Origin of the sequence: Mycobacterium haemophilum DSM 44634 (assembly GCF_000340435.2) — a bacterium.
GTDB lineage: Bacteria > Actinomycetota > Actinomycetes > Mycobacteriales > Mycobacteriaceae > Mycobacterium > Mycobacterium haemophilum.
Genome location: NZ_CP011883.2, coordinates 3,023,043 through 3,045,312 on the forward strand (window position 1 = coordinate 3,023,043; position 22,270 = coordinate 3,045,312).

Consider the following 22,270-nt stretch of genomic DNA (forward strand, 5'->3'; position numbering starts at 1 on the left):
CGAGCGGCTAGGCGGTCAGACTCGCGGGGGCCACCCCCAGCACCTCCGCGATCCGCGCAGTACTCACGGGGCCGGGTCGCAGGATCCGCGGGGTTTCTCCGGTCAGATCGACGATGGTCGAGGCGGCCTGCTGCGCGGACGGACCAGCATCGAGATAGACCCCGACCAGCTCGCCGAGTTGACCACGCGCCCCGTCGGCGTCGACCGCGGCCGGCTGACCGGAGACGTTGGCGCTAGAAACCGCCATCGGCCCGACCTCACGCAGCAATTCGATGGCAACCGGATGCAACGGCATTCGCAGCATCACGGTGCCGCGCGCATCGCCGAGATCCCAGTTCAACGAGGGCGCTTGCACAACCACCAGGCTCAGCGCGCCCGGCCAGAATGCGCGGATCAACTCACGGGCCCCGTCGGGCATCGTATAGACCAGACCCTCGATGGTGTGCCAGGAGCCCACCAGGACACCCACCGGCATGTCACGTCCTCGCCCCTTCGCTGACAGCAGCGCGGCCACGGCGGCGCTGTCGAAGGCGTCGGCGCCGATGCCATAGACGGTGTCCGTCGGCATGACAACCAGTCGACCACCCTTGAGCGCCGCGACAGCCGAAGCGATTCCGCGCGCACGCTGGTCCGGGTCGGCGCAGTCGAACACCTCAGTCATGCGCGGCACTTCTCCGCCGTCCGCGGGTGATGCCCGCACCTGCGGGCCGTCACAAACCTCGGCCGACCGGCCAGATCGTGGTGGGCTAGGACGTCGTCGAAAAGTCCTGTTCGGCAGACCAATTCAAACGTTGGCACCGATGTGCTGTCATCATGCTCGACGGCGAACAAGCCACCGGGGCGCAGCCAACGCCCAGCGAGACCGACAATGTCAGCCGTCAGCGCCATTCCGTCCGGCCCACCAAACACCGCGTGACGCGGATCATATTGGGTCACTTCAGGTTCCAGAATGCACAGCGAGACGGGGTCATCGGGAACGTAGGGCGGGTTGGCCACGAAGAGGTCGACGCGTCCGTCAAGTTCGGGAAGCAGGCCCGGGGTGGTGACATCGGCGCGCACGAGTTCTACCGCGGTGCCCACAGCGTTGCGGCGTGCGTAGTCCAGGGCAGCATCGGAGTCGTCGATGCCAATCACTCGTGCCGCGGGCCGGTGCTGAGCCAGCGCGACCGCCAACGCACCGGATCCAGTGCATGAATCCACAATCACTGGCCGCGCCGGCAGCCGCTGTGCCATCGCCCACGCCAATATGGCCTCGGTCTCTGGGCGCGGTATGAACACACCCGGGCCGACATGCAGCACTACCGGCCCGAACGACACCGTCCCGATGAGATGCTGCAACGGCACCCGCCGCGCCCGCGCGGCAACGGCGTCGCGGTAACGCCCGAAGAACTCGTCGCCGGGCGTGTCAAGCAAGGCCAGCCGACCGCGATCGGTGCCGGCTAGGTGAGCGGCCAGCTGCTCGGCATCGCAACGCGCGGAACCGATCCCCGCTTCCGCGAGTAGCGTCGCAGCAGAGTCAATCGCACGCCGCAGCTCGGACTGAATTATCCGCCTCCTCCTCATTCCTTCGGAGCCGCATCGTCGCGCCGGACGGTCCGTCATGCCTGTTGCAGCCTAGCCTGCTTGTCAGCAGCACTTAACGCGTCAAAAAGCGCATCCAGATCACCGTCTAGGACCTGATCGAGATTGTGTGACTTGTAACCGATTCGGTGGTCCGTGATCCGGTTCTCCGGGAAGTTGTAGGTGCGAATGCGTTCGCTGCGGTCCACCGTGCGAATCTGGCTGGCCCGATCCGCCGACGCGTCGGCTAGTGCTTGCTCCTCGGCCATTGCCTGTAGGCGGGCGGCCAGCACCTGCAACGCACGGGTCTTGTTCTGCAGCTGCGACCGTTCGTTTTGACAGGTGACGACAATCCCGGTGGGCAGATGAGTGATCCGCACCGCGGAATCGGTGGTATTAACGCCTTGGCCGCCTTTGCCCGAAGACCGGTAGACGTCGATGCGCAGATCCGACTCGTCGATCTGCACCTCACCGACTTCCTCGGGTTCCGGATAGACCAGCACACCTGCCGCCGAAGTATGCACGCGGCCTTGGGATTCCGTTACCGGTACCCGCTGCACCCGGTGCACTCCGCCCTCGAACTTCATTCGCGACCACACGCCGTCGGCCGAATCACCTTTGCTGCCAATAGCCATCGTCGCGTCCTTGTAGCCGCCAAGATCTGAAGTTGTCTCGTCCAGCACCGTTACCGTCCAGCCGTGCCGCTCGGCGTAGCGAATGTACATCCTGGCCAGGTCGGCGGCGAACAAGGCCGACTCTTCGCCTCCCTCACCGGATTTGACTTCGAGCACAATGTCGTCGGCGTCATGGGGGTCGCGCGGTGCCAGCATGTCGGTGAGTTGGGTGTCCAGTTCGACTACCCGTGATTCCAGCTCGGCCACCTCGTCAGCGAACGATTCGTCGTCGGCCGCGAGTTCACGTGCGGTCGCCAGATCGTCGCGGGCCGCCACCAGCTTGCGGTGGGTTGCCACAATCGGGGCCAATCGGGCGAACCGGCGTCCGGCTTTGCGCGCCTCGTCTGGCTTGCTGTGCAATTCGGGATCCGCCAGCGCATGCTCGAGCTCGGCGTGTTCGGCGAGCAGCACGTCAATCGTCTGTACGGGCTGCGTCATGCTGACCTTCCTCCTGAAACGGGCCGACTGCCGCAAACGCAAACCGACGCCCGGCCTGTGCCGATTCAGCACAGTTCGGGCGTCGGTAAGCCAGCTATTTGTCGGCTGATTCGGCCTTGTCAGCCGCCTTGCGCCTGCCGTAGCGCTTTTCGAAGCGGGCGACCCGGCCGCCGCTGTCCAGAATCTTCTGCTTGCCCGTGTAGAACGGGTGGCACTGTGAGCAAACCTCAACCACGATCCGGCCTCCCGGCTTGGTGCTGCGCGTTTGGAACGTGTTGCCGCATCCGCAGACCACGGTGGTCTCCTCGTAGGCGGGATGAATGTCAGCTTTCATGGTGTCCTCTTTGGTCGTTTGCCGCCCGGGTTCTCATTTCGATCCGGCGGCCGGGCATGAGCTCGCCAGAACCTGAGGTGGCTCTGGGGTAGTCGACCCTCGATTATGCCAGGTCAACCGCCATCACCCCAAACACCCAGATGCGCCCACGCATTCCCGACCAGTTGACCGAGGCGAAGCCGGCTGTGCTAGCCCTACCGCGACCTAGAGCTCGCCGTACTGCACCGCCGGCGTGGGCCGCTAGTCGTCGTCCATGGAGCCTGGTGTCGTCTTGGATACCTGCACCAGGAATTCGTAATTTGTCTTGGTCTTGCGTAGCTGCGACATCAGCAAGTCGATGGCCTGGTGGGAATCCAGACCCGACAACACACGGCGCAGCTTGTGCACGATGCCGAACTCGTCAGGCGACAGCAACAGCTCGTCTTTGCGGGTACCGGACGGGTTGACGTCGACCGCAGGGAAAACCCGCCGCTCGGCAATCTTGCGGTCCAGCTTGAGTTCGGCGTTGCCGGTGCCTTTGAACTCCTCGAAGATAACCGTGTCTCCAGTAGACCCGGTCTCGACCATCGCGGTGGCGATGATGGTCAGCGACCCGCCTTCCTCGATGTTGCGGGCGGCGCCGAGGAATCGCTTGGGCGGGTAAAGCGCGGTGGAGTCGACACCACCGGAAAGGATGCGACCCGAGGCCGGCGACGCGTTGTTGTAGGCGCGCCCCAGCCGGGTGATCGAGTCGAGCAACACGACGACGTCTTTGCCCTGCTCGACGAGCCGCTTGGCGCGTTCAATAGCCAGCTCGGCGACCGAAGTGTGATCCGACGGCGGCCGATCGAATGTCGAGGCGATGACCTCGCCCTTGACTGAACGCTGCATGTCAGTGACCTCTTCAGGTCGCTCGTCGACCAGCACGACCATCAGGTGGCATTCCGGATTGTTCTTGGTAATCGCGTTGGCGATGTCCTGCAGGATCGTGGTCTTACCGGCCTTGGGCGGCGACACGATCAGCGCGCGTTGGCCCTTGCCGATCGGCATGATGAGGTCGATAACCCTGGTGGTCAGCCGATCGGGCGTGGTTTCCAGACGAAGCCGCTGATTGGGGTACAACGGTGTCAGTTTGCCGAACTCGGGCCGCTTCTTAGCATCTTCGACCGATCCACCGTTGATGCTGTCCAGACGTACCAGCGGGTTGAACTTCTGGCGCTGGTTGGGCTGCTCGCCTTCTCGGGGCACCCGAACCGCGCCGGTCACTGCGTCACCCCGGCGCAAGCCGTTCTTGCGCACCATATTCATGGACACATAGACGTCGTGCGGACCGGCTAGGTAACCAGAGGTACGCACGAACGCGTAATTGTCGAGAACGTCAAGGATGCCGGCTACCGGTTGAACGACGTCGTCCTCACGCAGTTCGGCCTCGGCACCATCGCCCGACCGCTCACCGCGCCGCCTACGATCGCGGTCGCGGAATCGGCGTCCGCGCCTGCCCTGGCGGCCCTCGCCGTCCTCGTCACCGCGCGGCTGCGAACCCGAACCCTGCTGGTCAACGCCCTGATCGCTACCCGCATCTGGTCCGCGCTCGTCGGTCTTGGTGTCCGATTGGCTCCCTTGGAGGGTGTCAGTGTCGTCGACAGCGGTGCCCCGGCGATCCGATTCCGTGCCCTCTGCTGTGCCAGTGCGGGCCGCGGCACCCGTTTCCCGGGAAGCGCCGCGTCGTTCCCGGCGGGGCGCCGCCTCGACGGTTGAATCGTTCTGCTCCTCTTGGGCAGCCGGTGCTTCGGTGCTGACCGCTGTTTCGGATCCGCCGTGGTCTCGCGATGGGCCGTCGTTGACCGACGTGCCGTTGGCCTGCCCCCTGCTTTCCTCAATTGCGGCGATCAGTTCGCTCTTACGCATGCCCGACGTGCCCTTGACACCGGCCTGATTGGCCAGCGCCCGCAGTTCAGGCAGCACCATCGTGGACAGCGATCCCAGTGACGCTGTGACCGCAGTGGTTTTGACGTCCGAAGTGTCTGTAGTCACGGCGTTCGACAGCTCTGTGCTGTCAGTGTTTTCGCCAGCCGTGATGAGGTCCGTTTCAGTCACGGATTTCCTTTCTTCCCTCGCTGATCACGTCATACGAGGGGTCGTTGCATTCAGCCAAAGCGCTGAGTGCGCCCAATCATCGACTCTTTAACGGTGATCGCCAGGATCGGCGGCCCAAACAGCGAACCTCGTCCACGAGAAGAATTGGTGTTGTCCTAGCGTCAACGCAGTATGGATGCAGATGCAGATGCTGCAATTGCTGGACGGCTCCGAGGATAGCCCGCTTCCTTGCCGGAAGCAAGCAAACCCGCCGGCAACGGTGTGGATTACCCGGGAACTGTGACTCCTGGCCGCCAGCGAACTCCCTCGCCGGCGGTCATTTTGGTGATGATAAATCCGTTTGCAGCGCCGTACTCTGCCGCTTCCCGGGGCAACTCCGACTGGGTGCTCAAGGCGATCAGGGATGGACCCGCTCCAGAAAGTGTCGCTGCCACGTTATGACGCCGCAACAGTCGCAGATATTCCGCCGAGGCCGGCATCGCCGACGCACGTTGCGGCTGATGAAGCACATCTTCTGTCGCGGCCATCAGCAGATCCGGCCGCTCGGTGAGCGCTACCACCAACAACGCGGCACGACTCACGTTGAATCTCGCGTCGTCGTGGCTGACCTGGACGGGCAGCAGCACCCGAGTCTCCGCGGTTGACGAACGCTCCTCGGGAATCGCGGCGAACAGCTGGATATCGGGATGAAGCCGCAGCGGTACCGCGCAGTAGTTAAGCCGATCACAGCTGCGGTCGATCCACGAAACCACCGCACCGCCCAATACTGCAGCCGCCGCGTTGTCGGGATGACCCTCGAACTCCGACGCGAGCTGAATTAGCTGAGTTTCGCTTAGCGGTGCCGAATCCGACGGCGTCGAATCAATCTGGGCAACAAGGCCATTCACCGCCGCTAGGCCACCGACCACGGCCGCCGCCGAGGAGCCGAGACCGCGGGAGTGCGGGATGGCGTTGCGGCAGCGCACTACCAGGCCAGCCGCGCTGACCCCGACGGCTTGCAGGCCGCGTCGGACGGCACGCACCACCAGATGTTCAGAGCCCGTCGGCACCTGGTCGGCACCCTCGCCGTCGACGACCACAACCAAGCCGGAATCTGTTGTCTCGACCACGATCTCGTCACAAAGACTCAATGCCAAACCGACGCTATCGAAACCCGGCCCGAGGTTCGCACTGGACGCCGCCACCACGGCGCTCGCCACCAGCCCAGCAGGCAACATCCGGGTCACCAACAGTCCCTGTGCACTAGGCCTAACAAGTGGCGACCCGCTGCGCCCGGCTCCGCCGCGCTTGCGATCGCCACTAGGCCAACCCCAACTGCTCAACAACGGCGGCAGTATCGACAGGCACTGGGGACACGCTCGGCATATCCTTCAACGCCGTGTCGGGATCCTTGAGACCGTTGCCGGTTACCGTACACACCACCGTTGATCCACGAGCCACCCAGCCGTCATCAATGGCCTTGAGGAGGCCAGCGATGCTGGCCGCCGACGCGGGCTCGACGAAGACGCCTTCAGCACGCGCCACCAGGTGGTATGCGGCCAGGATCTCCTCATCCGTCGCGGCCAGGAATCGCCCCTTGGATTGCTGCTGGGCCTCGACGGCCGACGTCCACGACGCCGGCGAGCCGATACGGATCGCGGTAGCGATGGTCTCGGGGTGGCTCACCGGCTCGCCGAGTACCAGGGGCGCCGCGCCCGCGGCCTGGGTGCCCAGCATCCTGGGCAGCCTGTCGATCAGCCCATCGGCGTGATATTCGGTGTAGCCCTTCCAGTACGCAGTGATGTTCCCGGCGTTGCCGACCGGAAGGGCATGTACGTGTGGTGCGGCGCCCAGCGCGTCAACGATCTCGAACGCCGCTGTCTTTTGACCTTCGATGCGCACCGGGTTGACCGAGTTGACCAAAGAGATCATCGGAAAGTCGGCGGCCATTTTGCGAGCCAGCTCCAGGCAGTCGTCGAAGTTGCCGTCGATCTGGATGATCTTGGCGCCATGCATAACCGCCTGTGCGAGCTTGCCCATCGCGATCTTGCCCTGCGGAATGAGCACCGCGCAGGTGATACCGGCGCGGGCAGCGTAGGCCGCCGCCGACGCCGAGGTGTTTCCCGTCGACGCGCATAACACGGCCCGCTGCCCACGGGCCAGTGCATCGGTCACCGCCATCGTCATGCCCCGGTCCTTGAAGGAGCCGGTGGGGTTGAGGCCCTCCACCTTGAGGTGGATCGTGCAGCCGGTTTGTTCGGACAGTCTGGGCGCGGCGATGAGCGGCGTGCCACCCTCGAGCAGGGTGACCGGGGTCCAATCGTCGCCCACTGGCAATCGGTCCCGGTACGCCGCGATCACGCCCGGCCAGGGCTGGTGGGTGGTCGTCTGCTGGCCGCTCACAGGCTGGTTCCTTCCAGTCGCAACGCACTTGTGACACCCTGCACGACGTCTAAGTCAGCCAGCGCATCGACGGTTTCGGAGAGCGCAGCGTCGGTGGCGCCATGGGTGACCACTACGATACGGGCTCCCACCCGTCGTCCGCCGTCATCCACCACACCTTCTTGGCGGACCTCGGCGATGCTCACCTCGCGCTTAGCGAATTCTGCTGCCACCGCGGACAATACGCCGGGCTTGTCGGCGACATTCATGCTCACGTAATACCGAGTCGAAATGAAACCCATTGGTGCCACAGGCAGTTGAGCATACTTGGATTCTTTTGGTCCGCGGCTGCCGAGCACTCGGTTGCGCGCTGCCATTACCAAGTCGCCGGTCACCGCCGACGCGGTAGGTGCGCCGCCGGCGCCCTGGCCGTAGAACATCAGCCGCCCGGCCGCCTCAGCCTCCACCACCACGGCGTTAAACGCTCCGCTGACCGTGGCAAGCGGATGCGACATGGGCACCAGCGCCGGATACACGCGGGCCGAAACTCGTTGCTGGCCGTCGTCGGCGGTGATGCGCTCGCAGATGGACAAGAGCTTGATGGTGCATCCCAATGCCTTCGCCGACTCGAAGTCAGCCGGGGTGATCTTGGTGATGCCCTCGCGATAGACGTCATCGGCAGTGACCCGGGTGTGGAAGGCGATCGATGCCAGGATCGCGGCCTTGGCCGCGGCGTCATAGCCTTCGACGTCCGCGGTGGGATCGGCCTCGGCGTAGCCCAGCGCGCTCGCGTCGGCCAGCGCGCTGTCGTAGTCGGCGCCAGTGCTGTCCATCGCGGACAGAATGTAGTTGGTGGTGCCGTTCACGATGCCGGCCACCCGCAGCACGGTGTCGCCGGCCAGTGACTGGGTGAGCGGGCGGATTACCGGAATGGCACCTGCTACTGCCGCTTCGAAATACAGGTCGACATGCGCACTTTCGGCCGCTTGCGCCAATTCTCCTGTGGAGGTGGCTAGCAACGCCTTGTTCGCCGTGACGACGGATTTGCCGTGCTCGAGCGCCGACAGGATCGCCTTGCGAGACGGCTCAACTGGCCCCATCACTTCGACGACGATGTCGACATCCTCACGCGAGACGAGTTCTTCGATGTTGTCGGTCAGTAGGCCGACCGGAACATCGCGGTCGGCGGCGACCCGGCGGACCCCGATGCCCCGCAGCACCAGTGGAGCACCGATGCGAGCCGCGAGGTCGTCAGCGCTGTCCTCGATAATGCGAACAACTTCGCTGCCGACATTGCCCAGCCCGAGTACTGCTACGCCGACCGGCTTTTCATCACCGGACATAGGGGTGTCACCGGACACAGGTCACCTCACTTCCAGACTCAGCAGATCGTCGACCGTCTCCCGGCGCAGGATCAGACGAGCCCGCCCGGCGCGCACCGCGACCACAGCGGGACGGCCGATCATGTTGTAACGGCTTGACAGCGAATAGCAGTAGGCCCCCGTTGCGGCGACCCCAACCAGGTCGCCGGGCTGCAGGTCGCCGGGTACCCAGGTGTCACGCACCACGATATCGCCACTTTCGCAGTGCTTTCCGACGATCCGAGCAGGTATCGCTGCCGCATCGCTGGTTCTCGAGACAAGTCGGACGTCATATTGTGCGTCGTAGAGCGCGGTACGAATGTTATCGCTCATGCCGCCGTCGACGCTGACGTAACGCCGGTTCGCGGTGGCGCTGACGTCGACGTCCTTGACGGTGCCGACTTCATACAGGGTGATGGTGCCTGGTCCGGCAATGGCGCGTCCGGGCTCGACCACAAGCTTGGGCGCCGGCAGCCCCACCGCGGCCGACTCGTTGCTCACGATGGCGCTCAGCTTGGCCGCCAGCTCGGCGATCGGCGGTGGGTCGTCGTCCGGCAGGTACGAGATACCCAGGCCGCCACCGAGATCGACGGTCGATAGCTGGGCCGTCTTGCCGGGTCCAAACTCACCGACAATCTCGCGCAGCAGGCCGATAACCCGGTGCGCGGCAAGCTCGAAGCCGGCGACATCGAAGATCTGCGAACCGATGTGGCTGTGCAGCCCAACCAGTCGCAGATGATCGGTCGCGAACACCCGGCGGACCGCTGCCATCGCCGCACCGCTGGCCACCGACAGCCCGAACTTTTGGTCTTCGTGTGCAGTGGCGATGAACTCATGGGTGTGCGCCTCTACACCGACGGTCAGGCGCACCAGGACATCTTGGATGATGCCCGCTTCGCCCGCGATGGCGTCGAGGCGCTCGATTTCGGTCGTCGAGTCTAAAACGATATGGCCCACTCCGGCTTTGACTGCGTCAGTCAACTCTGCGACCGATTTGTTGTTGCCGTGCAAGGTAATCCGCTCTGGCGGAAAGGCGGCGTGCAGCGCGACGGCCAGCTCGCCGCCGCTGCACACGTCGAGAGAAAGACCTTCCTCGTCGATCCACCGCGCTATCTCGGTGCACAGGAAGGCCTTGGCGGCATAGTGCACATTTTCCCCGCCGCCGAATGCCGCCGCAATCTCCCGGCAACGGGCGCGAAAGTCGTCCTCGTCGATGACGAACAGCGGAGTCCCGTACTCCTGGGCAAGGTCGGTCAGCTTGCTGCCGGCAATGCAGGCCACGCCGGTTTCGTCGCGAGTTGTGTTGCGTGGCCATACATTTGACGCTAGCTGCAACAGATCGTCTGGAGCTTGCCGCCGCGACAGGGTCGCGGTGTGACGGGTTTCTTCGGCGTGCCGGGGACCGGCGGGATGGGCGTTCACATCCGCTCCGGTGCGCTGACTCCAAGTATTGCCAGCCCGTTAGCAATAACCTGACGAGTGGCCTGGCACAGGGCCAGGCGCGCGGTGTGCAGATCGGTAGGCTGCTCGTCGCCCTGAGGCAACACCCGACAGGAGTCGTAAAACCGGTGGTAGTCGCCGGCGAGGTCTTCCAGGTAACGGCATACCCGATGGGGTTCTCTTAGCGACGCAGCTGTTTTCAGCACCCGCGGGAATTCACCGACGGTGCGCAATAGCGCACCTTCTTTGTCGTGGCTGAGCAGCTCGAGGTTGCCGGTGTCCGGGATCAGGCCGAGTTCGGCGGCGTTGCGGGCCAGTGCCGATAGCCGGGCATGCGCGTATTGCACGTAATAGACCGGGTTTTCATTCGATGCCGAGGACCACAGCTCCAGGTCGATGTCGATCGCGGTGTCCACCGACGAGCGGATCAGGCTGTAGCGCGCGGCGTCGACGCCGATCGCCTCGACCAGGTCGTCGAGGGTGATCACGGTGCCGGCTCGCTTGCTCATCCGGACCGGCTGGCCGTCGCGGACCAGGTTCACCATCTGCCCGATGAGCACCTCGACGGTGGCCGGGTCATCGCCGAATGCGGCGGCCGCAGCCTTGAGTCGGGCGATGTATCCGTGGTGGTCGGCACCGAGCATGTAGATGCACAGGTCGAAGCCGCGTTGCCGTTTGTCGAGGTAGTAGGCAAGATCGCCGGCGATATAAGCCGGCTTGCCATCGCTCTTGATCACGACGCGGTCCTTGTCGTCACCAAAAGCGCTGGTGCGCAACCAGGTTGCGCCATCTTTTTCGTAGATGTTGCCGGTCTCGCGCAGCCTGGCGATGGCCTGATCGACGCGGCCGCTGGTGTGCATCGAGTCTTCGTGGGTGTAGACGTCGAAGTCAGTGCCGAACTCGTGCAGTGACTTTTTGATGTGGGTGAACATCAGGTCAACGCCGATTTCGCGGACGGTCTCGTGCATCTCGGGTTCGGGCAGGCTCAGCGCGTCGGGCGCCTGCTGCATCACCTGCGCGGCGATATCGGTGATGTAGGTGCCCGCGTAGCCGTCGGCCGGGGTGGGCTCGCCTTTGGCCGCGGCGATCAGCGAGTTGGTGAACCGGTCGATCTGGGCGCCGTGGTCGTTGAAATAGTATTCGCGCACCACGTCGGCACCCTGTGTGGTGAGGAGGCGGCCGAGGGCGTCGCCGACGGCGGCCCACCGAGTGCCGCCGATGTGGATCGGTCCGGTCGGGTTGGCCGAGACGAATTCCAGGTTGATCTGGTGGCCGGCCAGCGCCTCGGAGTGACCGAAGCTGTTGCCAGCGTCAATGACGGTGTTGACAACTTTGGCCTGCGCCGACGCCTCGAGGCGCATGTTGATGAAGCCGGGTCCGGCCACCTCTACGTCCGCGATGCCGTCGGCCTGCACCAGCGCTTCGGCAAGCCATCCGGCCAGCTCACGCGGGTTTGCGCCGACTTTTTTGCCCAGCTGCATGGCCAGGTTGCTGGCGTAATCGCCGTGCTCGGGATTGCGCGGCCGCTCGACGGTGACCGTCGGCGGCAGAGCGGCAGCGTCGAGCCCACGCTCGGCCAGCACCGCAGTAGCGGTGGTTTTGAGCAGCTCAGCCAGGTCGGCGGGGGTCACGAACGTCCATCCTATGGGCTGGGGCCATAACGCCCGAATCCGTCGCGGTGGCCGCCAGCCCGGCGACGATGCAGACGGCGTAGCCGTCTGAGGAGGAGCCGGGCAATGCAGCCCAGCCCGGCGACGATGCAGACGGCGTAGCCGTCTGAGGAGGAGCCGGGCAATGCAGCCCAGCCCGGCGACGATGCAGACGGCATGGCCGTCTGAGGTGGGGGCACCTCCCGCTTGCCGGGGCGAGCCGGGCAATGCAGCCCAGTCATCCCGATGCGTTAGTCTGTCGGGGCCCACTGGCGCAACATGTTATTCGTGCGCCCCCGTAGCTCAGGGGATAGAGCGTCTGCCTCCGGAGCAGAAGGCCGCAGGTTCGAATCCTGCCGGGGGCACTATCTGACCAGCACGTTTGCAGGTCCGTGCGAGATTCGTGCAACTAAAGGTCATCGGCGTGACGCCAACGGATACGCGGCACGCCTCCGTGAGCAGCGCGGTGACCGGCCCTAGGCTGGAACACGTGAGCTGGGCCCACATCTTCACAACCCATGAGTTCTGGACGGGCGGCGTCATCGTGGGCGGTCTCGGCAGTATCGGCACCTACTTCACCACACACGCCAGTGACAAGCGGAAGTTCAAACAAGAAGACAAGGTGCTCGACCGCAGAGAAACCCGCGAGGACAAGCTGCGCGAAGAAGAGAATCTTTATGCGGCAGCCAGCGAGTTCACCGAGGTTTGCACGGACATACTTACCAACACGATCGACACCAAGCGCGCCTTCAACGCGATTCGGGACATGTTCTATAACCGCGCGGGCAGGGCCGACCCTAACGTAGAGAACAAGCGGCGTCCGCCTGCCCGAGCCACTTGGCTTTAACGGCCAGTGGCACGCCCCGAAGGTGCAACGCTGTGCCACACGAGTGGCGGGCGTCGTGCAGCCGGATCGGGCGTACAGCCGCAGCTTTGACGAGTTGGCCCCACATCCGCGTGAGCGAGTCGCGGGTGTATTGATCGATGCCGGGGTCATGTCCTTCCACATCCAGCCTGAGAAGTCACGTCAACGATGACCCTCGTACCACAATTGATGACGTCGATGGCCAGCGTCGGCCCCTCAGCAGTCTGTGTGTTGTATCCGCGGTGCAGCGGTCGAATGCCGACGAGCTTGGATTGAGCAACGTCTTCCGCGTTACGTTCTCGTGTTCGCTCAAGCCGGTCGCTCGTAGCAACCCACAGCGCCACACTGGCCGGGTCAAGGAACCGATTGCGGGCAGGGCATTGACAACCAATCCAGCATGGATCTCTGCGCCGGTCGCCGTCAGTAACGTCGGCAAGCCGATAAAGACGGCGACGAGTATGGCCGCGGACCAGACGATGGCAACGAGCTTCGCCAGAATTGTGCTGACATGCTGGTGACCTTAGGTGCAGCAGCGCAGCAGCGGGTCAGGAGCCATGCTGTCGATGACAACAAGCGGCGCTTTGAATCAGCCAGCGCACGCAGCTAGTGGACGAATGTGCTCGAGCTCGGCGCTCTTGTCGATGCGGACCATGTCGGCGTCGTAGCGCGCCTGTAGGTTGATCCAGAACATGTCACTAAGGCCCAGTGCCCGCGATAGCCGCAGCCCAGTGTCAGCCGTGATGGCACGCCGGCCGGCGATGATCTCACTCAGGCGGGTCTGCGGTACGCCGATCTCCTTCGCGAGACGGTAGGGGGTGATCCTCATGGGTACCAGGAACTCCTCGGCGAGGATCTCGCCGGGGTGGGTGGGTGCGAAATCGGCCATTGTTTGCTCCTTTCTCAGTCGTGGTAGTCAACCAGTTCAACGTTGTCCGCGCCGCCGTTGCTCCACTTGAAGCAGATTCGGTACTGGTCGTTGATGCGGATGCTGTGTTGCCCTTCACGGCCGCCCTTAGCCGTCAGCTTTTCCAAGCGGTTCCCTGGAGGAACCCGTAGATCGTTGATGTTCTCTGCGGCGTCGAGGATCTGCATCTTCCGGCGAACCGCTTTCGCCAGATCCTTGCTGATCCCTTTCGGGCAGCGCAGCTCCCAGATCTTCTGGGTGTCGCTGTCGCTGAACGACCGGATCACGAGTCTGTATGCTAACGCTGTCCGTTACTAACGTCAAACATTAGCAGTCAGCGGGCCCGCCCGGGGGGCTATCCACTGCCACGGGCAAGCGCACCCTCGAAAACGCCCTTTGACGGTTGTCTGCTTTTTCGTTTAGCGGCAAATAGATAATTGTCGACCCGGTATCGCGAGCGGTGCCCACCCGCCGGGGCCCCATGCACGCCCGCGGTTCGGTCGCCGTCCTGTCAATGCCTTACGGGCCGGCCCGCCAGGCGACACGGCCACACCACCGGGGCGAGGGCATCGCGAACCGACATCCACCTAGCCGGTCCCTCAGACCACTACGACGGGCTCACCTCAGGTAGCGACAACCAGATGTGACGAAAACGCCATATGACCAGTTGCGATGCACATATGCTGCTGGTTGTCCGTACTTCTTGCGGTGACTGGTGATCGCCGACCGTCGTGCTTGGGTTGGGAGTTGGGGCATGTCTTTTGTGACCGCGGTGCCAGAAGCGGTGTCGGTAGCAGCAAACGATTTGGCCAGCATCGGCTCGGCGATCAACTCGGCTAACGCGGCCGCGGCGTTGTCAACGACGGGGATGATGGCCGCGGCCGCCGACGAGGTGTCAGCGGGCATCGCGGCGCTCTTCGGTGCATACGCGCAGGGGTATCAGACGCTCAGCAATCAGGCGGCAGCGTTTCATGAACAGTTCGTTCAGGTCCTGACCGCGGGTGCGGGGTCCTACGCGGCCGCCGAAGCCGCGAACGCCTCACCGTTGCAGATACTGGAGCAGGGTGTGCTGGACGTGGTGAATGCGCCAACTCAGGTGCTATTGGGGCGTCCGATAATCGGCAACGGCACCAACGGGACGACGCCGGGGCAGCCCGGCGGGGCGGGCGGGTTGTTGTTCGGCAACGGCGGCAACGGTGCGGCCGGCGCGGTCGGTCAGCCCGGCGGCGCCGGCGGCGCGGCGGGGCTGATCGGCAAGGGCGGCATGGGTGGAGCGGGTGGTGCCGGCGCAGCCGGCGGGACCGGCGGGGCAGGCGGATGGCTGTACGGCAACGGCGGGTAGTGGCGGGACCGGCGGTGTCGGCGTGGCCGGCATTAACGGCGGCATTGGAGCTGTCGGGGGCAACGGCGGCAACGCTGGCCTAATCGGTACCGGAGGGGCCGGTGGTACCGGCGGGGCCGGACTAGCCGGGGCAACAGGTGTCAACCCCACTGCCGGCCCCGCGGCCAGCACCGGCACCAGCCCCGCGGATGTCGTTGGGCCGGACAGCCAAACTGGCTCCAACGGCGGCACCGGGGCCACAGGTGTCGGCCTGACTCCGACGGGCGGCACCGGCGGCGAAGGTGCCAGCGCGACATCCACCTCGGGTACTAGCGTCACTGCCACGGGCGGTGCCGGCGGCAGCCCGGGTGCCTCCATCGCCGGCGGCGCCGGCGCTGCCGGCGGCGCAGGGGGCAACGCGACAGTCACCGATTTCAACGGCAATGCCATCGGCGGTAACGGTGCCAACGGGACCATGGGGGTGGCCCCCGGCAGCAGTGGCGGCGACGGCGGCGACGGTGGCACCGCCACCACGGTGCGGGGCGTCGGTGCCACCCAGGGGGGTAGTGGCGGTTCCGGTGGCAACGGCGCCACCGGCGCTTCCGGCGGCAACGGCAGCGCTGGCGGGCCGGCGGCGCGGGCGGCACCGGCGGAACGCTGTTCGGCAACGGCGGCAACGGCGGCGTAGGTGGGCGGCGGCGTCGGCGGCGGCGGCGCAGCCGGCGGTGCGGTGGTATCGGTGGTAACGCCGGCACCGCGACGGTCAACGGCACCAGCAGCTCCGCCAATATCTCGTCCACCGGCGGAGCGGGCGGTCATGGCGGCACCGGCGGCGAGGGTGGCACCGGCGGCACCGGCGGCACCGGCGGCGCCGGCGGTAACGGCGGCGCGGCAGTGGGGTTGTTCGGCAACGGCGGCAACGGGGGTGATGCCGGGGCCGGTGGGGCCGGCGGCCTCGGCGGGGTCGGCGGGGGCGGCGGCGACGCCGGCAATGGCGGCGACGGTAACGGCGTGCCTGGGGTTGACACCGTCGGTGGCGCCGGTGGCACCGGCGGTAACGCTGGCAACGGAGGCACCGGCGGAACCGGCGGCATCGGCGGTGTTCCCGGTGGAACGGGTGGGCACGGAGGGTTCCTGAGCGGTGCCTCGGGTACCGGCGGTACCGCAGGACCTGGTGGTGCCGGCGGCGCGGGCGGCCCTGGAGGTACATCGGTCGGCACTGGCGGTACGAGCGGCACCGGAGCGATCAGCCCTCCCCAAAGCCCCAACGGCAACCCTGGCACCAACGGCGCGGACGGCTCACACGGTTAAGCATCTCGGTTGGCGCGGAACCTATTTGCCTGCCGCGGACGGTCGTGCTGCTCGTTTCGCAAGGGCCAAATAGGCTGCGAACTCATCGTTGTCGAATGGACCCCGGGGGCCAGGCGCCTGCCATGGAGGTCGATCCGACAGGTATTGGCACTGAGCGGGCGCAAGCCTGTCCGGATTGCTGCGCAAGCGGAGATGGCTAGACCGCGTGGATTGTCACGATCACCGGTCGCATCAGCTCACCTCGAAATAGCTGCGGGCAGCGCCGTTTATCGAGGCCCCACGGAAAACGCGGCCACCGGCATTTCAACGGATCCCCGGCACGGACCACTGTCGATGTCCGTGTGCCAGGTACCGCGCAACGACCCGTCGGGCTGGGGCGTATAGAACGCCCACGACTTCGCCGGTGCCCACACCTTCGGAACGCCTTCTCCCATATAGCAATCCCACTGGAAATCGAAGTGCTCGACCCATCTGGTTCCGTCCCACCTGTAGCGCGACGGCGTGGGCAGCGTCGGGTTTTTCGGAGTAGGTCCGTCGGTCGCAGTAGCGAGGCACCTACCTGCCGAACATGAGGTGACAAACACATAGTCGGCGCTGAAAGTGGGTTCGGCTTGGCTGGCGGCCGCGCTAGTGCCGGTCTTGTTCACGGCATATCTCACCAACGAGTATTTGCCATTCCAGGACGGCATCGCCGCGTGCACCACAGCCACGGGGGCGACAAAAGTCACGACTGCCATGACGCTGAGCACCGCAGCCAACTGAGTTGCACACCTCGATCGCGGATCCATCGTGTCAATGGTGCGGGTTCGATGACGCAATGCGATATCAGCACGGACACGATCGCGCTGTGGTAGCTCGGCCTAGCTTCGGTCCAACTGAAACTTTGTGGCGCCAAAGGGCTCCGACGTGCCCAGCGCGAACACTGTCGACGGCTTCAGCCGATAGGCGTGCCACGGCGCCGGCCCGGCCGACGGCGCACTGTACTGGGCCGTGAGCGCGTCGCCGGCAACCTCAGCAGGCCATCCGGCGCTGACGAAAGCCTCAGCGACGGAACCTAATTCGCCCGCATCGGTCACCCGTTCGGCGCTACCTTCGATGACGAGGTCAAACGGATCGGTAGCGACGCTGACCACGCACCTGGGGTCGCGGGCTAAGTTGCGCGATTTCCGAGTGACCGGGCCGGATGTGAAGTACCAGGAGCCACCGCGGTGAACCACCCCCAACGGCATCACATGCGGGCTGCCGTCAGGGTTGATCGTGGTAAGCCACACCGTGTGGCGTTGCGGACCACCGGTGCCTGGCGCCTGCGTCAGCTGGCCGTCGAGCACAGCTTTGACGCGGGCCCATTCAATCGTCGGCGCCCCGTATCCGTCGAGATTGCGCTGTGTGATTGTCATGCCGGTATTGACCAACACCGGCCCTAGGAGTCATCGCCCGCTCAGCAAGAACAGGCCGTAGGCCGCAATCGACTGCGCGTCAACGATCACCCCCGAGCGGATCATCTGCTCGAAGTCTTCGCGCGAGAACCAAGCACTGCGCATGTCCTGCTCCTCGTGCTCGCGCTCCGCTGCTCCCTCGGAGATCCCGGTGGCCAAAAACACCCACCCGCGCTGGCTGGTCATTCCCGGCGCGGTGTCGAGCTGGCCGAGCGCCTCGAACGATGTCGCACGTAATCCGGTCTCCTCGCGTAGCTCACGCTCGGCCAGCTCAGCCGGTTCGAGGTCAGTCAGATCAGGAGCCGTGCCCTGAGGGAACTCCCAGCGCCGGGCGCCGACGGGATACCGGAACTGCTCGACCAACTGGAAGCGATGCCCATCGTAGGGCATCACCAGCGCGTATGTCGGCTTGTCCACGACGCCGTAGATGCTGGGGCTGCCATCAGGGAGGCGAATGTCGTCCTGGCGGAGCACCATCCAGGGGGTCCGGTAGATCTCACGAGACGCAACGTATTCGATAATAGGCACGTCGCTTAGTATTACCTGCGCCGAATCAGGCCGATGACTCGGCGGCCTGCTTGACGCGTCGGAACGTCTCCTCGATGCCTCGATTGATTTGTTGTCGCGTCGCGGCAACAGTGGTTGACTGGCAAGAACGATGACTATCAGTTTCAACCACACCATTGTCGCGTCACGCGACAAGCAAGAATCCGCGGAATTTCTCACCGAGCTGTTCGGCCTGCCGCGCCCCACACCGTCTGGCCGTTTCATGGTCGTCGCCCTCGAACACGGCGTCAATCTCGACTATGCGGATGTCCAAGAAGGCGAAGAGATCCCACGGCAGCACTACGCATTTCTGGTTTCGGACCAGGAGTTCGACGCGATCTACGGCAAGATCGAATCGCGTGGATTGCCGCACTGGGCGGACCCGGGCGCCAAACGTCCCGGCGAGATCAACCACAACGACGGCGGCCGCGGAGTGTATTTTTCGGATCCCTCCGGCCATGCCATGGAGATCCTTACCCGACCCTACGGCTCGGGCGGCTAATCGCCGCCCCGCGGTGAACCGTGCCGCGTGCTCTCCTGATCCCGGTAGTCGTCGGCGAGTTTCGCGACGTGCTTCGGCAAGACACCGGAGGCGACATCAGCCAAGCTTGTTTCTTCCAGGACCGACCGCATGCTGGCGCGTAGTGCCCGCCAGACGTCGGTCAACGCCGCGGTCGGGCCCGAGTACGGCAGGTCGCCGAGTCCGATGTCGCGAACGCTGGCCAGCGGCCCGTCGATACAGCGCAGCACATCGGCAATGCTGATCTCGGTTCCCGGACGCGCCAGCTCGTAGCCACCCTCACGACCGCGGTGACTTCGCACTAGCCGGTCGGTGCGCAAGTTGGTAAGGATGTCGACCAGAAATTGCGGCGGAATGCCCTGAGCCTGGGCCAAGTCGTCGGTCTTAACCAGCGTGCCGTTGGCGACCGTGGCGAGCTGGATCATCGCCCGCACCGCATACTCCGCCTTTGCTGACATGCGCATTCTGAGGATTGTGCCACCCATCGTCCGGCGACGATGCGCCTCGCGTAGCGGCGCGGGGAACGACCTGCTGCTAGGTCCGCGACTCGAGCAGATCGATGACTAGCTGCGCCAGCTCGTCGAGGCCGCGGTCTGGGGTGAGCCGCAGATCCGGACTCTTCGGCCGCTCATACGGGCTATCGATACCGGTGAAGTGCGTGATCTCACCCGCCCGCGCTTTGGCATACAGCCCCTTGGGATCACGCTTTTCGCAGTCTTCGAGCGGAGTGTCACAGAACACCTCGACGAAGTCAAATCCTGTGTCGGCGTGCACTTTACGGGCCAGCGCGCGGTGCTCGGCCAGCGGACTGATCGCCGGCACCAACACGATGTTGCCGCAGTCGGCGAGCAGAGTGGCCACATGTGCTAACCGACGTAGGTTCTCGGCACGGTCGGCCATGGAAAAGCCCAGATCGGCGTTCAGGCCGTGCCGTAGGTTATCGCCGTCGAGAACGTAAGCAGAAATTCCCTTTTCGAGTAGTTTCTGCTCGACCAGCATTGCCACCGATGACTTGCCGGAGCCCGACAGACCGGTAAGCCACACCGTCGCGCCCCGGGGCCGGTCTTTGGCGGCGACCAGTGACTGGTGCCGCACGGTGTTCGGGCTTGCCGTGTGCGCCGCGACGTCGCGCAACACCATGCCGGCCGCCACCGTTCCGTTTGTGTCCGGGTCGATGAGGATGAACGAACCGGTGCTGGCGTTGCGGGTGTACTCGTCGAGTAGCAAAGGTACTTGGGTGCGCAGACTAATGCGACCGAGTTCGTTGAGCTTCAACGCCGTTGCGGTCTTGTCACGGTGCAGGGTGTTGACATCGAGTCGGTAGTCCAGCGCGGTTACCTTCGCGCGCGTGGTTCGGGTGGTGTGCTTGATGAGGTAGTCGCGGCCGGGCGCTAGGGCCGCGGTATCCGCCATCCAACACACCGTCGCGTCGAAGTCCCGCGCGACCCTCGGGTGATTGTTGGTGCGTGCGATGAGGTCGCCCCGCGAGATATCAATCTGGTCGGCAAGACTCACCGAGACGGCCATCGGTGGAAACGCTTCGGCCACTGGACCGTTCGGTCCGTCAATCGCTGTGATCCGAGTGATCTTGCCGATCGGGAGCACGACTACTTCATCCCCGGGCCGCATCACCCCGCTGGCCACCGTCCCAGCGTAGCTGCGGTGGTCTCGATGCTCATGGGTGTGTGGCCGGATGACGTATTGAACCGGGAACCGCACGTCGACCAGATTGCGGTCACCGGCGATGTAAACCTCTTCGAGGTGCGACAACAGCGCCGGCCCGTCATACCACGGCGTCTGGTCCGATTTGATCACCACGTTGTCGCCGTGCAGCGCGGAAATCGGAATGGAGGTGACGTCTTGGACGTCCAGCCGTGCCGCAAAGGCGTGGAATTCGTCTCGAATCGACTCGAATCTTTCTGGGTCCCAATCGATCAGGTCCATCTTGTTAACCGCGAGCACCAGGTGACGGATGCCCAACAACGACGCCAGGAAAGCGTGTCGACGAGATTGCTCCTGCAGGCCGTGCCGCGCGTCGACCAACACGATCACCAGCTGTGCAGTGGACGCCCCGGTCACCATATTGCGGGTGTACTGGATATGACCAGGGGTATCGGCGATGATGAATTTCCGCTTGGGAGTAGCGAAGTAGCGGTAGGCGACGTCGATGGTGATGCCCTGTTCACGTTCGGCGCGCAAGCCGTCGGTGACGAGCGCCAGGTCGGTGTACTCGTGTCCACGTTCCTTAGACGTTTGCTCCACCGACGCCCACTGATCTTCCATCACGGCCTTGGAGTCGTAGAGCAGGCGCCCAATCAGTGTGGACTTGCCGTCATCGACGGAGCCGGCTGTCGCAAGCCGCAAGAGCGTAGCGGGTGCGGCCATCAGAAGTAACCCTGCCGCTTGCGGTCTTCCATTCCGGCCTCCGAGATCCGGTCGTCAGCCCTGGTCGCCCCGCGCTCGGTCAGCCGCGACACCGCGGTCTCGGCGATGACCTCAGCGACGGTCGATGCCGTCGACTCGACGCACCCGGTGCACGTGACGTCCCCGACGGTGCGGAATCGCACCGTGGCCTCGAACACCGGCTCGTCGGCGCGTGGCTGCATGTGCCGGTGTACGGCCAGCAACATGCCGTCGCGGGTGAACACCTTGCGCCGGTGTGCGAAATAGATCGACGGCAATATGACCTTCTCGGCTCCGACGTACGACCAAATGTCGAACTCGGTCCAATTGGACAGCGGGAAGACCCGGATGTGCTCGCCCTTATGGTGTCGACCGTTGTAGAGGTTCCACAGTTCGGGCCGCTGCGCCTTGGGGTCCCACTGGCCGAATTCGTCGCGGAAACTGAACACCCGCTCCTTGGCGCGCGCCTTCTCCTCGTCACGCCGCGCTCCCCCGAATGCTGCGTCGAACTTGTTTTCCCGGATGGCACGCAACAACGTGACGGTCTGGATCGGATTTCTCGACGGGATGGTTTCAACAACCCGCCCGGCGTCGATATCGTCTTGCACCGACGCCACGAGCAAGCGCACCCCGAACTCCGCGACGAGGTCATCACGGGTCGCGATGACCTCGTCGAAATTGTGGCCGGTATCGACATGCATCACCGGGAACGGCAGCCTCCCGGGCCGGAACGCCTTGAGCGCCAAGTGCAGCATGACGATGGAGTCCTTGCCACCCGAGAACAACAGCACGGGCCTCTCGAACTCGGCGGCCACCTCCCGAATGATGTGGATCGCCTCGGCCTCTAGCAAGCGCAGATGGCTCAATTCGTATTGGCCGACCGCGGGGCCAGACTTTAGATCACTGATCATGGTCTCCTGCTAGCATTCCCGATAAATCTGGTAGAAATGACCATGTTTACTTGTATTGTCATCAATAGAACCAGCCTCCCCCAGCCCTGTCAATGAAAGACGATCGCGGTGCTAGCCACCACCGGGCCACGAGCCTCAGATTCCAATTTCGGCGGCGCCC

19 protein-coding genes, 1 tRNA gene and 2 pseudogenes are annotated in these 22,270 nt (G+C 64.6%); 4 read left to right on the forward strand and 18 right to left on the reverse strand.

The genetic code is table 11. The features are described 5' to 3' along the window. Positions 1-7: 7 nt before the first annotated feature. The 10 genes from B586_RS14160 to argS all read right to left on the reverse strand — a co-directional run bounded on the left by B586_RS14160 (position 8) and on the right by argS (position 11,875). Complete coding sequence (locus B586_RS14160; protein ID WP_054880900.1) at positions 8-661, reverse strand: L-threonylcarbamoyladenylate synthase; 654 nt, start codon at positions 659-661, stop codon at positions 8-10. Continuing rightward, on the reverse strand, positions 658-1,545 hold the full coding sequence (locus B586_RS14165) for a class I SAM-dependent methyltransferase (protein WP_368859893.1): 888 nt from the start codon (positions 1,543-1,545) through the stop codon (positions 658-660). Before B586_RS14165 ends, B586_RS14160 begins: the two co-directional genes overlap by 4 nt. 53 nt (positions 1,546-1,598) lie before the next feature. After that, positions 1,599-2,672: a peptide chain release factor 1 gene (gene prfA, locus B586_RS14170; protein ID WP_054879627.1), complete on the reverse strand. Its 1,074-nt coding sequence runs from the start codon at positions 2,670-2,672 to the stop codon at positions 1,599-1,601. Positions 2,673-2,766: 94 nt separating this feature from the next. Beyond that, positions 2,767-3,006 (reverse strand): 50S ribosomal protein L31, encoded by a 240-nt coding sequence (gene rpmE / locus B586_RS14175; protein ID WP_054879626.1) that lies wholly within the window; start codon positions 3,004-3,006, stop codon positions 2,767-2,769. 240 nt (positions 3,007-3,246) lie between these two features. After that, complete coding sequence (gene rho / locus B586_RS14180) at positions 3,247-5,082, reverse strand: transcription termination factor Rho (protein ID WP_054879625.1); 1,836 nt, start codon at positions 5,080-5,082, stop codon at positions 3,247-3,249. A gap of 266 nt (positions 5,083-5,348) precedes the next feature. Then, positions 5,349-6,299, reverse strand: a complete 951-nt coding sequence (gene thrB, locus B586_RS14185; RefSeq protein WP_418001139.1) for a homoserine kinase — start codon at positions 6,297-6,299, stop codon at positions 5,349-5,351. Positions 6,300-6,381: 82 nt separating this feature from the next. Beyond that, positions 6,382-7,464 (reverse strand): threonine synthase, encoded by a 1,083-nt coding sequence (gene thrC / locus B586_RS14190; protein WP_054879623.1) that lies wholly within the window; start codon positions 7,462-7,464, stop codon positions 6,382-6,384. Next, positions 7,461-8,786: a homoserine dehydrogenase gene (locus B586_RS14195; protein WP_054880899.1), complete on the reverse strand. Its 1,326-nt coding sequence runs from the start codon at positions 8,784-8,786 to the stop codon at positions 7,461-7,463. Before B586_RS14195 ends, thrC begins: the two co-directional genes overlap by 4 nt. A gap of 21 nt (positions 8,787-8,807) precedes the next feature. Then, positions 8,808-10,169, reverse strand: a complete 1,362-nt coding sequence (lysA, locus tag B586_RS14200; RefSeq protein ID WP_211141639.1) for a diaminopimelate decarboxylase — start codon at positions 10,167-10,169, stop codon at positions 8,808-8,810. Between the two features lie 53 nt (positions 10,170-10,222). Next, a complete protein-coding gene (gene argS / locus B586_RS14205) occupies positions 10,223-11,875 on the reverse strand; it encodes an arginine--tRNA ligase (protein ID WP_047315857.1) in 1,653 nt (550 codons plus the stop codon). A gap of 310 nt (positions 11,876-12,185) precedes the next feature. On the opposite strand from argS, the gene B586_RS14210 reads away from it, so the two are divergent. Both B586_RS14210 and B586_RS14215 read left to right on the forward strand, forming a co-directional pair. Continuing rightward, positions 12,186-12,258, forward strand: a tRNA-Arg gene (locus tag B586_RS14210). 125 nt (positions 12,259-12,383) lie between these two features. Further along, positions 12,384-12,740: a hypothetical protein gene (locus B586_RS14215; RefSeq protein ID WP_156406785.1), complete on the forward strand. Its 357-nt coding sequence runs from the start codon at positions 12,384-12,386 to the stop codon at positions 12,738-12,740. A gap of 604 nt (positions 12,741-13,344) precedes the next feature. On the opposite strand, the gene B586_RS21015 is transcribed toward B586_RS14215, so the two are convergent. Then, entirely contained in the window at positions 13,345-13,644 is a 300-nt protein-coding gene (locus B586_RS21015; RefSeq protein ID WP_054879619.1) for a HigA family addiction module antitoxin, read from the reverse strand. A 14-nt stretch (positions 13,645-13,658) separates the two neighbouring features. Further along, positions 13,659-13,949: a type II toxin-antitoxin system RelE/ParE family toxin gene (locus tag B586_RS21020; RefSeq protein WP_054879618.1), complete on the reverse strand. Its 291-nt coding sequence runs from the start codon at positions 13,947-13,949 to the stop codon at positions 13,659-13,661. A gap of 467 nt (positions 13,950-14,416) precedes the next feature. Between B586_RS21020 and B586_RS22520 the strand changes: the two are divergent. Then, positions 14,417-16,294, forward strand: a pseudogene (locus B586_RS22520) (PE family protein). 266 nt (positions 16,295-16,560) lie between these two features. Here B586_RS22520 and B586_RS14245 read toward each other — a convergent pair. From B586_RS14245 to B586_RS14255, 3 genes are all read right to left on the reverse strand, one after another. Further along, the gene (locus B586_RS14245) at positions 16,561-17,031 is read right to left on the reverse strand and encodes an Rv2253 family sensor-like surface protein (RefSeq protein ID WP_054880898.1); all 471 of its coding nucleotides are present in this window, start codon (positions 17,029-17,031) and stop codon (positions 16,561-16,563) included. A 123-nt stretch (positions 17,032-17,154) separates the two neighbouring features. Then, positions 17,155-17,691: a pyridoxamine 5'-phosphate oxidase family protein gene (locus tag B586_RS14250; protein WP_054880897.1), complete on the reverse strand. Its 537-nt coding sequence runs from the start codon at positions 17,689-17,691 to the stop codon at positions 17,155-17,157. Between the two features lie 30 nt (positions 17,692-17,721). Continuing rightward, positions 17,722-18,207, reverse strand: a complete 486-nt coding sequence (locus B586_RS14255) for an NUDIX domain-containing protein (RefSeq protein ID WP_211141641.1) — start codon at positions 18,205-18,207, stop codon at positions 17,722-17,724. Positions 18,208-18,388: 181 nt separating this feature from the next. Here B586_RS14255 and B586_RS14260 point away from each other — a divergent pair, with 181 nt between their 5' ends. After that, the gene (locus B586_RS14260; protein ID WP_047314893.1) at positions 18,389-18,778 is read left to right on the forward strand and encodes a VOC family protein; all 390 of its coding nucleotides are present in this window, start codon (positions 18,389-18,391) and stop codon (positions 18,776-18,778) included. Here the strand turns inward: B586_RS14260 and B586_RS14265 are convergent. From B586_RS14265 to cysD, 3 genes and pseudogenes are all read right to left on the reverse strand, one after another. Then, positions 18,775-19,260, reverse strand: a complete 486-nt coding sequence (locus tag B586_RS14265; RefSeq protein ID WP_047314894.1) for an Rrf2 family transcriptional regulator — start codon at positions 19,258-19,260, stop codon at positions 18,775-18,777. The genes B586_RS14260 and B586_RS14265 overlap by 4 nt on opposite strands. A 70-nt stretch (positions 19,261-19,330) precedes the next feature. Continuing rightward, on the reverse strand, positions 19,331-21,181 hold the full coding sequence (gene cysC, locus B586_RS14270) for an adenylyl-sulfate kinase (RefSeq protein WP_054879616.1): 1,851 nt from the start codon (positions 21,179-21,181) through the stop codon (positions 19,331-19,333). After that, positions 21,181-22,172: pseudogene (gene cysD, locus B586_RS14275) on the reverse strand (sulfate adenylyltransferase subunit CysD). The gene cysC and the pseudogene cysD overlap by 1 nt, the downstream one beginning before the upstream one ends. Positions 22,173-22,270: the final 98 nt, after the last annotated feature.

Excerpts from the sequence above, each read along its gene's own strand:
- B586_RS14160 (WP_054880900.1), bottom strand. The coding sequence starts at position 661 with ATGACTGAGGTGTTCGACTGCGCCGACCCGGACCAGCGTGCGCGCGGA.
- prfA (WP_054879627.1), bottom strand. The coding sequence starts at position 2,672 with ATGACGCAGCCCGTACAGACGATTGACGTGCTGCTCGCCGAACACGCC.
- rpmE (WP_054879626.1), bottom strand. The coding sequence starts at position 3,006 with ATGAAAGCTGACATTCATCCCGCCTACGAGGAGACCACCGTGGTCTGC.
- thrB (WP_418001139.1), bottom strand. The coding sequence starts at position 6,299 with ATGTTGCCTGCTGGGCTGGTGGCGAGCGCCGTGGTGGCGGCGTCCAGT.
- B586_RS14195 (WP_054880899.1), bottom strand. The coding sequence starts at position 8,786 with ATGTCCGGTGATGAAAAGCCGGTCGGCGTAGCAGTACTCGGGCTGGGC.
- B586_RS21015 (WP_054879619.1), bottom strand. The coding sequence starts at position 13,644 with ATGGCCGATTTCGCACCCACCCACCCCGGCGAGATCCTCGCCGAGGAG.
- B586_RS14245 (WP_054880898.1), bottom strand. The coding sequence starts at position 17,031 with ATGGCAGTCGTGACTTTTGTCGCCCCCGTGGCTGTGGTGCACGCGGCG.
- B586_RS14250 (WP_054880897.1), bottom strand. The coding sequence starts at position 17,691 with ATGACAATCACACAGCGCAATCTCGACGGATACGGGGCGCCGACGATT.
- B586_RS14255 (WP_211141641.1), bottom strand. The coding sequence starts at position 18,207 with ATGGTGCTCCGCCAGGACGACATTCGCCTCCCTGATGGCAGCCCCAGC.
- B586_RS14260 (WP_047314893.1), top strand. The coding sequence starts at position 18,389 with ATGACTATCAGTTTCAACCACACCATTGTCGCGTCACGCGACAAGCAA.
- B586_RS14265 (WP_047314894.1), bottom strand. The coding sequence starts at position 19,260 with ATGCGCATGTCAGCAAAGGCGGAGTATGCGGTGCGGGCGATGATCCAG.
- cysC (WP_054879616.1), bottom strand. The coding sequence starts at position 21,181 with ATGGCCGCACCCGCTACGCTCTTGCGGCTTGCGACAGCCGGCTCCGTC.